The organism is Acidobacteriota bacterium (assembly GCA_040754075.1).
In the GTDB taxonomy this organism is placed as follows: domain Bacteria; phylum Acidobacteriota; class Blastocatellia; order UBA7656; family UBA7656; genus JBFMDH01.
Genome location: JBFMDH010000002.1, coordinates 1 through 14,716, shown reverse-complemented (window position 1 = coordinate 14,716; position 14,716 = coordinate 1). Strand labels below are relative to the sequence as shown.

The following is a 14,716-nucleotide window of genomic DNA, read 5'->3' as shown; positions in this document are numbered from 1 at the left end:
TTTTTATCTTAAATTTTCACAGGCTAATGAAATATTATGCATACCAAGACGGCTAAATTTTTAGCATTCCTCTTAGCAATCCTCGTCGTCACTTCCGGCGTCACATCAGCGCAAAAGCCCACTCAAACGACACGCGCGACCGCCGGCACCAGCGCCGGAAGCGATTGGGCAGAGTGGCGCGGCCCGACGCGCGACGGCATCTCTCAGGAAACCGGATTGCCTGAAAAATGGTCGCCGAAAGGCGAAAACCTGGTCTGGAAACAGCCGTTTGGCGGACGTTCCGCGCCCATTGTCATGGGCAACCGCGTCTTCGTTTTCAACACCGCAGGCGAAGGCGCTGCCATGCAGGAGCGTGTCATGTGTCTCGATGCGGACAGCGGCAAAACCCTCTGGGAATATCGCTTCAATGTTTATCAAACCGATGTGCCGCCGCGCCGCATCGCCTGGTCGTCACCTTCGGGAGACCCGGAAACCGGCAACATTTATGCATTCGGTGCCTGCAATGAACTGGTGGCGCTCTCACAAGACGGAAAACTTCTCTGGTCGCGTTCGATGACCGAAGAGTTCGGCGCCTGGACGACCCACGGCGGACGCACGGTTTCGCCGATCATCGAAGGTAATCTCGTGATTGTCAGCACCATCATTGACGGTTGGGGCGATACGGCGCTACGCCGCCATCGTTACTATGCTTTCGATAAACGCACAGGCGAATGTGTGTGGATCAGCACACCCGGCGGACGCCCGTTCGATACCACTTATTCAACGCCTGTGGTGAGAACCATCGAAGGCACGCGGTTGATGATTGCCGGCGCAGGCGATGGCACCATCAATGCCATTAAAGTCAACACGGGCGAGCCGGTCTGGAGTTATGGGGCAAGCAAACGCGGCGTCAATCCCGGTGTGGTGATGAAAGGCAATCTGGCTATCGTTTCGCATCAGGAAGAGAACCTCGATACCAATGAAATGGGATTACTCGCGGCGCTTGATGCAACGGCAAAAGGCGCTATCGGCAAAGAGCAAATCAAATGGGCGGTGAAGAATTTTCAACTCGGTCCCGCTTCACCGGTTGTCGTCGATGACCGCATCTATCAGGTGGATGGCGGCGCGAACCTCTTCGCTTTTGACGCCAATACCGGCAACAAACTCTGGGAGCAAAACCTCGGCACCATTCAAAAAGCTTCGCTGGCGTATGGCGACGGCAAACTTTATGTCGGCACCGAAAACGGCAAGTTTTTTATTTTGAAACCGGGCGCGACCGGTTGCCAGATTCTCAGCGCCATCGAACTCGAACCGGTTGATCGCATACAAACGCAAAGCGTCGAAGGCGATGAACTGATTGCCTCGAACGAACAGATTATCTCTGCGGTGGCGCTCTCGCATGGTCGGGTTTATCTGGTTACCACTAAAAATATTTATTGCATCGGGCGCAAAGGCAAAACCGCAGCCTTCAAAGCGACGGCGCTGCAAGCCGAGAATGCGCCTGCGGGTGCAAAAGTCGCGCACCTGCAAGTGGTGCCAGCCGCCGTTTTAATCAAACCCGGCGAAACCGCAAAATTCAAAGTCCGTTTATTCGATGACCACGGTCGTTTCATTCGCGAAGAGCAAGGCGCAACCTGGGCTTTGGATGGACTCAAAGGCAATGCTGCAAATAATCAATTCACAGCGACAAGCGAAGATACGGCACAAGCTGGCATGGTGAAAGCCACCGTTGATGGCGTCACCGGAATCTCGCGCGTTCGCGTCATTGCGCCTTTGCCGATTACCGAAGATTTCAGCGGCTTTCCGGCAGGCGATGTGATTCCCAAACACTGGATCAATGCGACCGGCAAGTATTCGATACGCGATGAAAACGGCAATAAGGTTTTGGTTAAAAATCCCACCCCGCCAGCTTTCAAACGCGGACGCGCAATGATGGGGGCAGCCAACTGGTCGAACTACACGATTGAAGCCGATGTTCGCGCAACCATGAAACGTCGTCAGATGGGTGATGCCGGCGTGGTTGCTCAGCGTTATGAAATCGTGCTGTTTGGCAACAGTCAGGAAATCCGCTTGCAATCCTGGCAAATTGAAGAGAAACGCACCGTGAAAGCGCCATTTAAATGGGAAGCCGATAAATGGTATCGCTTGAAACTTGAAGTGCAGAATCTGCCCGACGGCAAAACCCGCGTGCGCGGCAAAGCCTGGGCGGTCGGCGAAGCGGAACCCACCCGTTGGCTGGTCGAACAAATCGACCCCATTCCCAATAAACAAGGCAGTCCCGGCATCTATGCCGATGCCCCGAATGAAGTTTTCTTCGATAACATAAAGGTGGTGGCAAACAAATGAAAAGGCAAAAGGCAAAAGGCAAAAAGCAAAAGGTGATGAGAAACCTCATCGCCATCGCGTTGTTTACGCTGAGCGCGCTGGCAATACTGACAATTCGTCAACTGGGAAATCGTTTACCGGGAAACAATGTACAGGCATCCGACCCCGGCGTTGGCGATTGGCCGATGTGGGGCGGCACGGCTGACCGCAACATGGTTTCCAACATGAAAGGCTTGCCGACCAGTTGGGATGTCAATAAAAAGACCAACGTCAAATGGGTGGCGGCGCTCGGTTCGCAATCTTACGGCAACCCTGTGGTTGCCGGTGGACAGGTTTATGTCGGCACCAACAATGAAGCGCCGCGTGACTCGAAAAACGTCGGCGACAAAGGCGTGTTGATGTGTTTCAGCGAAGCCACAGGCGAATTCCTCTGGCAACAGGTCAATGACAAACTGCCTGCCGGGCGCGTCAACGACTGGCCCTTTCAAGGCGTCTGCTCTTCGCCGCTGGTCGAAGGAAAAATCCTTTATTACGTGACCAATCGTTGCGAAGTCATATGCCTCGATGCCGAAGGTTTCCGCGATAATGAAAACGACGGACCCTACAAAGAGGAAAAACTCACAGGTAAATTCGACGCCGACATCATCTGGAAATTTGACATGATGGAAGAGGTCGGTTCGCAGCCGCACAATATGTCGAATGCTTCACCGGTCGCTTACGGCGATTTGCTTTATATCTGCACCTCAAACGGGCAGGATGAAAGCCACGTCAACATTCCTTCGCCGAAAGCGCCGCCCTTGATTGCCATCAACAAAAAGACCGGCAAACTCGTTTGGGAAGATGAAAATTCGGTTGGCGATAAAATTTTGCATGGGCAATGGTCATCGCCTACGGTTGGCAAAATCGGCGACACCCTACAGGTCATTCACGGACAGGGCGACGGCTGGATTCGCGGTTTCGATGCGATGACCGGTAAAAAGCTCTGGGAATTCGATTCCAATCCGAAAGATTCGGTCTGGCCGAAAACCCGCAATGAATTGATTTCAACGCCGATTATCTGGAACGGCAAAGTCTACATTGCCAACGGGCAAGACCCCGAACACGGCGAAGGCGTCGGTCATCTCTATTGCATCGACCCGACCAAACGCGGCGACATTACCAAAACCGGACTGGTCTGGCATTACGATAAAATCCGGCGTTCGATTTCAACCGGCGCGATTGCCGATGGGCTTTTATATTACGCAGACTTCAGCGGCTTCCTGCATTGCGTAGATGCCACAACCGGCAAGCCTTACTGGGTGCACGATATGCTCGCTGCCGTATGGGGTTCGCCGGTGGTGATTGACGGCAAAGTTTATCTCGGTGATGAAGACGGCGATATGGTCATCTTGCAAGCCGGTAAAGAGAAAAAACAGATTGCCGAAATCAATATGGGCAGTTCCGTTTACAGCAGCCCGGTTCCGGCAAACGGCGTGCTCTATATTATGAACCGCAACCAACTTTTCGCTTTGTCGGAAAAAGCCTCTGCTCCAGCCGCAGCCAAACCAGCAAATTAAGTAGAACCGAAAAAGTTCTTTGACACGAAACCGCGAATTTCCTAAGAAATTCCAATAGTTTTTGTCAAAGAAGTTTTTCCTGCCTACTTAGTTCATTGCCTGTAGCCAGTGGTTTTGCGCGCGCGAAACCACTGGCTACAGGCAATCTTTTAATAACAACGATACTTCTTAAGTGCCCTATTTTCTTTTTGTGAGGACGGTTCAAACTGACTGAGGTCATCTCTGACAAACTAAAGGCTGCGCCGCCAGAGGCTGCCTACTTGGACAGCGACTGCAAAATCATTTGCAATCGCTTCGCGCCTCTGCGAATTTCTGTTGGGTTGATGCCGGTGTAACCAAGCAAAATGCCTTCGCGCAACTTTGCCTTGATGCAATAAAACGAAATCGGCGAAACATAAACGCCGTTTTGTAAAGCCATCTCTGCGATCTCAACCGCGTTTAAGTTTCCTTTTAACCAAGCGACCAAGTGCATTCCTGCCGAATCTTCTTCCACATCAAGAAAGTCATGGAGGTCTTTTCTAATCGCCTGAATTAACGCCGCTTGCCTTTCACCATAGAGCGCGCGCATTCGCCTCACATGTCGCCCGAAATATCCGGCGTTAATGAAATCGGTCAGAACAACTTGTTCGAGCAAAGCCGTTTGATACATCGTTATTGCTTGCGCTTTGCCGAAAGGCTCAACCAAGTCAGGTGGCACAACCAAGTACCCTAACCTAAGCGAAGGAAAAAGAACTTTGCTAAATGTCCCCAAATAAATCACGCGGTTATGATTGTCTAATCCTTGCAAAGCCGCTAACGGTTTTCCATTATAACGAAACTCGCTGTCGTAATCGTCTTCAATAATCCAAGCCGACGATTGATTTGCCCATTCCAGAAGTTCCAGCCGACGCGATAAACTCATTACCACACCTAAAGGAAATTGATGAGAAGGTGTAACGTAAACCGCGCAGGCCTTTTTTGCGCGTTGTTTTCCGGCTTTGACATTGATGCCTTCGCCGTCTATCGGAACAGGCGCGAGTTTTGCGCCCGCACCAAGCAACGCGCCGTGCGCCCCCGGATAATTGGGGTCTTCAATCCAAACTTCATCGCCTTTATCAAGCAGAACCCGCGCTGCCAAATCAAGACCTTGCTGCGAGCCTGCGACGATGATGATTTGGCTGGCTTCGCAACGCGCGCCACGCGATACCGTCAGATATTCGGCAATCGCTTCGCGAAGCGGAAGAAAGCCCAGCGAATCGCCGTAATCCAAAAATGTTCTGGGCATTTTTCTTAATCGCTTGGCGACGATTCGCGCCCAAATCTCCAAAGGAAATTCATCAATGGCGGATAAACCCGTTTGAAACGCGCGCGGTTTGTTCGATTCCGTTGAAAAGCTGAAAGCGGCGTAGGAAAGCGATTTCCCCCGTTTGGCAATCTTACGAACAGAGTTTTTTTGTGGACGAACTTTGAGGCTTTCCGCTCGCGCCTGCAATAAATCATCGGGCAATTCTTCGGCGACGAAAGTTCCCGAACCTTGCTTTCCGGTCAAATAACCTTCGGCAATCAGTTGCTCAAAAGCGCCCATCACCGTGTTGCGCGACACTTTCAGTTCTTGAGCCAAATGACGAGTTGGAGGCAACCGCATACCGACGCGCAATCGCCGGAACAAAATCGCCTGTCGCAACCCTTCATAAATTTGTTGAAAGAGCGACACACCATTTTTGCGCTCGATTGCTTCGGCTAAGAAAAGTTGTAAATCGAAATTTTTGCTCAAAGCTGTTATAAATTGGCTCTATCATTTTTCATAAATTGGCGCTTTCAATTATGCCAATTTTTATTATGCTTAAATTCCAGCCAATTACCAAACGATAAATTTCCAACCATGAAAAGAATTTTTTTATTATTCATCGCAGGCGTTTGCCTTGACTTTTCAGGGTTGTCGGTAAGCTTGGCGCAGCGTGAAAACGCAACCAACGCATCCTATCGCCGGGCTTTGCGAATCGTCGAAAACAGTTTTGCCAGGATGGGCGGCAAATCCGCTTTGGCAAAAGTTGAAAATATAGCCTTCACCCTGGTCGGCGACCTTCATGCAAGAAATCAGAGCGTCCGCCCCGACACGCCTTTTGATACATTCCCGATTGCCACGAAAGTGGTGATTGACCTGAAAAAAGAGCGGGTCAGTTGGGAACAAAGAAACGGTTTACCGGGCGGCATCTTTTTTGCAAATCACATCGTCGGCAGCAAGGAAAATAATTTCAATCTCAATTTGGAGAGAAAAAATTACACGCCTCTGCCGCCCAATTCGCCTATCGTTTCGTTGACGACGCGCTTAATGCCAATCCTCTTTTTGCAAAAGGCGCTCGAACAAAAAGCCAATCTTCGCTGGCTTGGCGAAGCCATAGTTGATGGCAAGACGCACAATTTAGTGAGTCTGGTTTGGAGCGGCGCGAATTATACCCTCTATTTCGATTCGACGACGAACCTGTTGACCAAACACGAAACCCTCGTGCCCGATGCATCGGTTGGAGATGACTGGGTCGAGTTTTTCACCACGGCTTATCAAAACTTTGATGGACTGCTGCTGCCCACCCAATACCGTCAGATGAGAAGCGGAAAACTGGTGCGCGAGTCGCTTTATATAAGGATTACCTTTAACCAGCAACTCGACGAATCACTTTTCAAATTGCCTGCGAATTATCCGGCGCTCGCCAATCCACCTTTTGCAGTAAAAAATTTAGCCAAAGATGTTTACCTTGCGGAAGGATTGGCAGGCGGCGGTTATCGGAGTTTGTTTGTCACTTTGAATGACGGCATCTTGGTCGTTGACGCGCCGGGTAACAGTCAGATTTCGATGCAAGTCATTCGTGAAATCAAAAAAGCCGTCCCCAACAAACCGATAAAACATCTTGTGCTGACGCATTTTCATGATGACCACACGGGCGGCATTCGTCCATACATTGCAGAAGGCGCGAAGATTCTGACGACGCAAAGAAATCGCCGCTTCTTTGAGCAAATGGCAAAAGCCGAATACACGCTCGCGCCCGATGTTTTTTCAAGTAAGCCGAAAAATCCTGATTTTATGTTTATTGAAAATCAACAGACTTTCAGCGATGGCGACCACGCCGTAGAGATTTACAATCTCAACAGTCCGCACGCGCAAGATATGTATGTTGTTTATCTACCCAAAGAAAAACTCCTCTTTCAAGCAGACCTTTACAATTGGGCGACAGATGCAACCAACGAAGCCACGGTTGATATGGTCGAGAAAATCGAAAAACTCGGCTGGCAAGTTGAAACCGTCATCGGCTCACACAGCGGAAGCGTTCCCTATCAACAAATCAAAGATGAGGTGGCAGCCTTTAGGGCTAAGAAATAAGGGCGCGATAATCTTTCATATAAACCGGAGAGAGAATATGTTTTCAAAAATCAGCATTTTCATCATCATTACAGGTCTATGCCTTCTAAATGTTTTCGGACAAGGGAAAAAAGAGAAGCCCGTTGCTGAGGAGTTGAAGCAACTTGACGCCGAGTCTAGTAAACAAGTTCCGCCGAAAGTTTTGGCAGCGGGGAAAAAAGGCGTAGAAGAACTCAGCGCCGCAGGAATCGTGAACAAGGCTTTGCAAGTTGGCGACTCAATGCCGTCATTTGCGCTTTCCGATGCCAATGGCAAAACCATCAGGAGTGATGATTTGTTGAAGCGCGGGCATCTCGTCATCGTGTTTTATCGCGGAGCGTGGTGTCCGTTCTGCAATCTGTATTTGCGCGCGCTGCAAAAAAATCTCGAAAAAATCAAACAACAGGGCGGGAATCTGTTGGCAATTTCCGTTGAACCTCCTGAACGCTCATTGACCGTCGCCGAACAAAACAAACTGAATTTCACGGTCTTGAGCGACCCCAAACTCGAAGTCTCAAGAAAATTCCGCATCGTTTATGAAATGCCCAAAGTGACCAATAACGCAGTTTTAGAACTCGGATTTGATATTGCCAAATATAACGGGATGGAAAAGCCCGAACTTCCGCTTTCGGCAACTTATGTCGTCAGCAATCAGGGGAAAATCGTTTACGCCTTTCTTGACCCCGATTATAAAAAACGCGCCGAACCTGCGGAAATTATTATGGCTTTGAAAAATTTGTCTAAACCGCAAGGTCGCAAATAATCCGGTAAGGACTGAGTAAAAGATTGAATAGTTGACCAACTATTTCACAAAATCATTTATGCAAATAAAGATGTTAATTGCAGTTCTTTTGTTGATAGGATGCGTTGTTCAAACGGGCTTTACGCAACCTGTCAAAAATAAAGTTATTCTCATCAACATTCGCGGCGCATCGAAACAGTTTATTGATTTATCGCTGAAAAAAGCGATTTTTGATAAACCAAGCGCATTTCGTTTTTTGAAAAAAAATGCTCAAATTTCATCCGCTTTAGAACCGATTCCGAATGCGGTTAGAGCAGTTAATAACGCAACTTTGGAAACCGGAGTTTATCCCGAGACTCATGGTATTGTCGGTAATTCTTTTGGGGAAATTATTGATGACAAAGTTGAAACAGCAAGCGGGTTTAACTCGCCTTTTTTGGCGGAAACTATTTAGGAAAAAGCTGCACGGCAAGGCAAAAAAGTTATTCGTCTAGGCACTTTGCAAATCAATGGTTTTGCCCAAAACGATTTTAGCATTCCTACCTTGCCGCAGGTTTCACCGCTTACCGAAAGTCAAATCGTTGAGTTGTCACCAACCGATTGCGATTACAAATTTCCAGAAAGAGCGGAAAATTTTCGATGTCTTTCAAACAACGGTTCAGCAAATGTAAGTTTGATTTTTGGCTCATTCAAAAAAGAGCTACATATCGTTGCCATTGATGAAAACCCTGATGGCAAATCAAGGTTTGAGCGTTTGGTCATTGACGAAGATTCAGAAGCGTCAAACGGCTTTTTAGCAACCATCAAGCAGGGCGAATGGTTTCCGTTAGAACTTAACAAGAATAATTTAGTGACCGTCGGGCTTTATGCCAAATTGTTAAAGTTAGATACTCATTTGAACGAAGTGAAAATCTATTTCGGTGCTGCTTTTCGCAACGGCGGGTATCCAAATTCATTCGTTGAAAAGATTGAAAAAGAAGTTGGGTTTGCTGTCGGTGGACCTGATTATCAGGGTTATCTGCAAGATAAAATAACCATCGAAACCTTGCTCGAACAAGCCCACCGCGAAACTGGGTATATGCAAAAGGCGGCTCTTTATTGCATCAACAATCTCGAATTTGACCTTTTGCTTTATGATCATCCGATTCTCGACCGCTACGGACATTATTTGTATGGGACAAGCACCGATAAATTTCCCGTAATGAAAGACGGTTACATTGCAACCGACAAAAATCTTAAAGCGATTCTTAAAGCGATTGATAACGATACGGCATTACTCATTGTTTCAGGGCACGGCTTTAGTGAGGCACACACGAGTTTTTCACTACTCAAAATTTTTGACAGTATGGGCGTGAAAATATCGCCCGCAGAAAACGCTGACATAGCTGTTATCGCCAGCAAGCTTTCAGCGCACATCTATCTAAACAACCGCAATTTGAGCGAATCGGGAAAACGAAACTATCTGCAATCATTAAAACAAAAACTTGAAAATTACAAAGACAAAAACACCGGCAAAACAATAATTGATAAGGTTTTATTTCCAAATGAAATGAAACGCTTTCATCTTTACAACCCAACAACTAGCGGCGATTTATGGATATGCTTGAAAGCAGGTTACACATTCGATGGGGTCATTGCTCCTTATGAATTGAGAGGACAACCAACCTTTGTCGGCGAACACGGGTATTTTGACCGCTCCCCCGAAGCAAAGGGATTCTTCTCTCTTTACAGTCAAAAAAAGATTACATTGACAAACAGAATTAAGGACAGCACAGACATTATGCCAATAATTTTCAACCTGTTGAAAAATGAAAATTTTATTTGTGATTTTGTTTTTTAGTGTTTCAGTTTTTGCCCAAGCACATACAGTATGTGAAAGTGCCGAAGCAAACGCGTTTGATTTTTGGCTTGGCGATTGGGTCATCAAACAAAAAATATTGAAAGCCGATGGCAGTTGGTTTAAATCAAAAGCGAAGACAAAAGTTTCGCGTGTGCTTAACGGTTGTGCTGTGATTGAACACTGGGAAGGCGAAGTCCAATTCTTTTGGGAAGGAATGAGCAGACCTGAAAAAATAAAGGCGTTGAGTGTGCGTTCTTACGATGCCAAAACAAAGAGTTGGAAAATCAATTGGATGGACACACGAAATCCTCAGTTTTCAGTTTTTGAAGGAAAATTTGATAACGGCAAAGGCGAATTTTTCAGAAAGGTGGCGAATGAAGAAGGTAATCAAACCATTATTCGGATTACGTTTTCGGACATTAAATCAACCTCAGTGCATTGGGATTTAGCCGTTTCCTCGGATAATGGAAAGACTTTTGCCACGCTTTGGATAATGGAAATGGCAAAAGCGAAAAAATCAAAGGGTTAGAGATGTTTAGAAAAAGTTTTGTTTTGGTCTTGCTTTTTACTGTTTCGGTTTTAGGACAACAAACCGTTCCACCCTGCGAAAACCCTGAATCAAACGCATTCGATTGGCAAATCGGTGTTTGGCAGAGCGACGGCGGCAAGCAAGTTCACGAAGTAAAGAAAGTGTCAGATGGCTGTGTGGTCCAAGAGATTTGGAGACGCGACGGCAAAGATTATGCAATTGCATTGAAATCCTTTGACGATGGACGGCACAACAAAACGGGCGAAAAGAAATGGTTTTACTCTTGGACAGCCGCAGGTTTTCATCAGCTTTGGGAAGGTCGAAAAGAAAACGTGCAGTGGCGTTTTTATCGCGAGTGGTTTTTCAATGGCGAGAAGGTTTTATCGCGGACATATTGGACACAAGTTGCCGCCGATAAATTGGAAAGAATTGTCGAACAATCCCGTGACGACGGCAAGACATGGCGTTCTCACGTTAAGAATTCGTTCATACGAAAAAATTCTCCGACGTTTTTCATTCGCAATGCGCACGGGCTTGTTTATGATTCCGCGCGCGGGAAAACGATTTTGTTTGGCGGCGCGGATCATGAAAAAGTTTTAAGTGACACTTGGGAATTCGATGGTGAAAAATGGTCTTTAGTTTTAGCCAATTCACCTGCGCCGCGAACTTTTCCGGCGATGGCTTACGATTCGGTACGCAAAAAAACTCTGCTCTTTGGCGGCAACCGCGTCCTCTTTGGCAAAGATTATAACGATTACGAATTCTTAAAAGACTTTTGGGAATTCGATGGAAAGATTTGGAAAAAAATAGATGTTTCAACTCCTGATGCGCGTGCAGAGGCTTCATTCATTTTTGACGAGCAACGCAAAAAAGCCGTTTTGTTTGGCGGATACCGAATCGAAAACGGTGCAATGAAACCTTTGTCCGACACTTGGGAATGGGACGGAAAATCTTGGACGAAAGTAGCCGAAGATATTCCTTCTGCAAGAAGCGGCGCGTCAATCGCTTACGATTCAAAACGCAAAAGAGCGATTTTATTCGGCGGCGGAATCAAAAGCGGCGGAGCAAACGAAACTTGGGAGTGGGATGGAAAAACGTGGCGGGAAATCAAATCCGCAAAAAGCGAACCTCGTTACAATTCAACAATGGTTTATGACAAATCAAGAAACAAAATTGTCCGTTTCGGTGGTTGGGACGGTGTGCAAAGAGTCAGTGAGACTTGGGAATTTGACGGCAGCAATTGGACGAAATTAGCGATTGAAAGTCCCGATGCCAGAAATCACACAACAATGGTTTATGACCGTCTGCGAAAAAAAATCATTCTTTTCGGTGGACATAACGGCGATTTTATTTTTGGCGACTCTTGGGAATTCGATGGCAAGGTTTGGCGAAAAATTATTTCCACCGAACCACAGAGACGAGTTAATAACGGTCATTAAGGTTGAAAAGAATAATGAGACTGTTCACTAGAATTGTAGTTTATCTAAGCTTGGCGTTTTGTTTGTGTGTAAATCTTTCAGCCCGCAGTTTGATGTTGGAAGATTTGAAAACACCCTATTCAACAGGATTTCAAACGCTGATTTTGCAGGACAAATCCAGAACTTACAAATTCAAATCGCTCACTCAAACATCAAACAGACCAATACGTCTTTTCATCTGGTATCCGACCAAGCAAACAAACAAAGCAAACTTTTTGAAGTATGAAGAATATGTTTACTCAAGCAGTCTGATTAAAGACGCGGAAAAACTCGCGCATGATGAAAAGGAAGTTTTGAAAAGCAATTTTGTAAAAGCGGTCGCTTACTTTGAAATCAAAAACGAGCAGGCAGAATATATTTTCAACTCTCAAACCAAAGCGATTAAAGACGCTCCCGCCATTAAGAATAAATTTCCTTTGCTTGTTTTTGGCAATGTCGGTGACGGTTACTATTTCTCTACAATGGCGGAATTTTTAGCCGCAAACGGTTTTGTTGTTGTCAGCCTTCCTTCAATTGCTATAAACGAAGGCGAACGATGCGGTTTTGATTTGGCTTGCCTCAAACTTCAACAAGCCGATATGGAATTTGCGATTCAAACATTGCAAAGCTATCCAAGTGTTGATGCAAATAAAATCGGACTGCTTGCCTGGAGTTTCAGCGGTTTGGCTGTTGCACATTTGCAAATGAAGAATCCGAATGTTCGCGCCGTTGTTAGCATGGATGCTGCCACAGGTTATCAATACGGCAAAGAAATATTGGACCAGAGCAAAGAGATTGATTTCAACAAAACAAAAGTTCCTTTTCTTCACCTTCACGGTTTAGACAATGCCCGCGTGCCAAAGAACTTCGATTTTTTCAAATCATTCCAATCCGCTGAAAAGTATTTTGTAACTTTCAAAAGCCTGCAACATTCCGACTTCCTGCCTTTGTATGGAGATGTAATCAGACTTGCAAAAAATGACGAAGACAAAAACGCGATTGAAGGAACTCGTTGGGTGAATCTTTTGACTTTGAAGTTCTTGAACGCTTATCTGAAAAACAACCCGAAGGCTTTGAGATTTCTCAAGAGTGCTACGAATAACAAAGATGAATCAACTTCAAACATTTTCAGCTTTGCATCTTCATTTTAATAACATTGAAAATTTTGAGTGAACTTTGTTTTGTAAATCTGATTTGGAGGAAAGATGAAAGTAAGAAATTTATGCAAAAGAACAGCTTTGTTGGTTTTGCTTTTCAACCTGTTTTCAATTTCGTTTATGGCTCAGAGTAAGTTATCAGCTAAGGACGTTGAAACCATTAAAGGCATTGAAGAGACATATCGCGCGGCTTGGTTGAAGAATGACGATAAAGCGATTCTGTCTTTGTTCACGGATGACGCGACCCTCTATCCAAACGGCAATGCTTCAATCAAAGGCAAAGACGCAATGTACAAATTCTGGTTCGCGCCATCGGATACGGTCACAACAATCAATACTTACGAAACCAAAATCGAAGACATCAATGGCGAAGGAGGTTTTGCATACGTCGCAGGCACAAACGAACTTACTTGGACGACTGAAAAGAAAGATAAATCCGAGTCGAAGCGTTTCATTTCAAAGGGCTATTTCCTTACCGTTTATGTCAAACACAACAAGCAATGGAAAATTCTGAAACAATTTTGGAGCGGAAAAACTCAAGAAGCCAAATAAGGCAAATACCTGAAAATTTACAGAGCTATTCTTTTAACAATTTTAGGACTTACGCAAAAAAAGTTCTTTGAAATGACAGCAGTCGTGGAAATCGAGTAGAGTCATGCGTATGACTCTACCAGCCAAAGCCGTAACGCGACTCGACTACTGCCAGTATTTGCTCAAATCAATTACACCTTGACCAACTTTGCCGAACACTCGGAGCGTTTTTCTCACGATGCCATCAATCGATGACACCGTCTTGGATAAGAACCACTCCTTCAAGATTGACTTGGTGCGCCGCCAATACAGTGGCAACGCTCACGACCTCATCAAAGGCATCGGCGTCGTTACCTGCGTTTATGTCAATGCCCAGACGAATCAATTTTGGGTCATGGATTATCGCATCTATGACCCCGATGGCGATGGCAAAACGAAACTCGATCACCTGCAAGAGATGCTGACCAATGCCATTGAACACAAGAAGTTGGCGTTTCGCACGGTGTTGATGGATACCTGGTATGCCAGCAAAGACATCAGGTTGTTGATCGACAAGCGGGAGAAGATTTACTACTGTCCGCTCAAAGACAATCGTCAAGTCGATGACTCGTTGGCGAGCCAGCCTTATCAACGAGTTGACACTTTGGTGTGGAACGAAGCGGAGCAGGCAAGTGGCAAGCTCATCAAGATCAAAGGCTTTCCCAAAGAGCATAAGGTGAAATGTTTCCGGGTGGTGCTTTCTACCAAGCGCACGGATTATGTCGTGACTAACGACCTGGCTCAAGGCTCGACGACGGCGGCACAAGAAGCGTGTGGCTGGCGTTGGAAGATTGAGCAATTTCACCGCGAGGCGAAACAAGTAACCGGGATTGAGAAATGTCAATGTCGCAAGGCGAGAATGGTCAGAAACCACATTGGCTGCGCGATGCTGGTGTGGGTGCGGTTGAAACAAGTAGCGGAGGAGACCAAACAAACGATTTACCAGGTAAAATTTGGCTTGTTGTCGGAGTATTTGCGTCAGCATCTAAAATCTCCCGCAGTCAAAATGCTTCTTGCGTAAGTCCTAACTATTCATCAACTTTTAACTCACAGTTCGGGACGGCTTTGTTGCATAAAGCAGGGAGACGATAGTGCTGGTATTCTTGATTTGTGAAGAAAAAAAACACCAAACGCACTTATCGCCTCCGCAACTGGAAACAATATAACGCGGCTCTCGTGCGACGCGGA

Annotated in this window: 12 protein-coding genes and 1 pseudogene; 11 read left to right on the top strand and 2 right to left on the bottom strand. The window is 46.2% G+C overall.

Annotated features, from left to right (window positions below):
- Positions 1-36: 36 nt before the first annotated feature.
- Both AB1757_02185 and AB1757_02180 read left to right on the top strand, forming a co-directional pair.
- Entirely contained in the window at positions 37-2,325 is a 2,289-nt protein-coding gene (locus AB1757_02185) for a PQQ-binding-like beta-propeller repeat protein (GenBank protein ID MEW6125847.1), read from the top strand.
- A complete protein-coding gene (locus tag AB1757_02180) occupies positions 2,322-3,860 on the top strand; it encodes a PQQ-binding-like beta-propeller repeat protein (protein MEW6125846.1) in 1,539 nt (512 codons plus the stop codon). The genes AB1757_02185 and AB1757_02180 overlap by 4 nt, the downstream gene beginning before the upstream one ends.
- A gap of 256 nt (positions 3,861-4,116) precedes the next feature.
- Here AB1757_02180 and AB1757_02175 read toward each other — a convergent pair whose 3' ends face one another.
- Positions 4,117-5,613, bottom strand: a complete 1,497-nt coding sequence (locus tag AB1757_02175) for a PLP-dependent aminotransferase family protein (protein ID MEW6125845.1) — start codon at positions 5,611-5,613, stop codon at positions 4,117-4,119.
- A gap of 108 nt (positions 5,614-5,721) precedes the next feature.
- Between AB1757_02175 and AB1757_02170 the strand changes: the two genes are divergently transcribed.
- The 6 genes from AB1757_02170 to AB1757_02145 all read left to right on the top strand — a co-directional run bounded on the left by AB1757_02170 (position 5,722) and on the right by AB1757_02145 (position 11,783).
- On the top strand, positions 5,722-7,215 hold the full coding sequence (locus AB1757_02170) for an MBL fold metallo-hydrolase (GenBank protein MEW6125844.1): 1,494 nt from the start codon (positions 5,722-5,724) through the stop codon (positions 7,213-7,215).
- Between the two features lie 37 nt (positions 7,216-7,252).
- Complete coding sequence (locus AB1757_02165) at positions 7,253-7,996, top strand: peroxiredoxin-like family protein (protein MEW6125843.1); 744 nt, start codon at positions 7,253-7,255, stop codon at positions 7,994-7,996.
- A 70-nt stretch (positions 7,997-8,066) separates the two neighbouring features.
- Positions 8,067-8,429 (top strand): alkaline phosphatase family protein, encoded by a 363-nt coding sequence (locus AB1757_02160; protein ID MEW6125842.1) that lies wholly within the window; start codon positions 8,067-8,069, stop codon positions 8,427-8,429.
- A 45-nt stretch (positions 8,430-8,474) separates the two neighbouring features.
- Complete coding sequence (locus tag AB1757_02155; GenBank protein MEW6125841.1) at positions 8,475-9,815, top strand: alkaline phosphatase family protein; 1,341 nt, start codon at positions 8,475-8,477, stop codon at positions 9,813-9,815.
- Positions 9,784-10,344, top strand: a complete 561-nt coding sequence (locus tag AB1757_02150) for a hypothetical protein (protein MEW6125840.1) — start codon at positions 9,784-9,786, stop codon at positions 10,342-10,344. The genes AB1757_02155 and AB1757_02150 overlap by 32 nt, the downstream gene beginning before the upstream one ends.
- Positions 10,302-11,783, top strand: coding sequence for a kelch repeat-containing protein (locus tag AB1757_02145; GenBank protein MEW6125839.1), 1,482 nt, complete (start codon positions 10,302-10,304; stop codon positions 11,781-11,783). Before AB1757_02150 ends, AB1757_02145 begins: the two co-directional genes overlap by 43 nt.
- Before the next feature lie 406 nt (positions 11,784-12,189).
- On the opposite strand, the gene AB1757_02140 is transcribed toward AB1757_02145, so the two are convergent.
- Positions 12,190-12,255 (bottom strand): hypothetical protein, encoded by a 66-nt coding sequence (locus tag AB1757_02140; GenBank protein ID MEW6125838.1) that lies wholly within the window; start codon positions 12,253-12,255, stop codon positions 12,190-12,192.
- A 28-nt stretch (positions 12,256-12,283) separates the two neighbouring features.
- Between AB1757_02140 and AB1757_02135 the strand changes: the two genes are divergently transcribed.
- The 3 genes and pseudogenes from AB1757_02135 (at position 12,284) to AB1757_02125 (ending at position 14,549) form a co-directional block, all read left to right on the top strand.
- A complete protein-coding gene (locus AB1757_02135) occupies positions 12,284-12,952 on the top strand; it encodes an acyl-CoA thioester hydrolase/BAAT C-terminal domain-containing protein (protein MEW6125837.1) in 669 nt (222 codons plus the stop codon).
- 54 nt (positions 12,953-13,006) lie between these two features.
- Positions 13,007-13,510, top strand: coding sequence for a nuclear transport factor 2 family protein (locus AB1757_02130; GenBank protein ID MEW6125836.1), 504 nt, complete (start codon positions 13,007-13,009; stop codon positions 13,508-13,510).
- 109 nt (positions 13,511-13,619) lie between these two features.
- Positions 13,620-14,549 (top strand): annotated as a pseudogene (locus AB1757_02125) (transposase).
- Positions 14,550-14,716 lie beyond the last annotated feature (167 nt).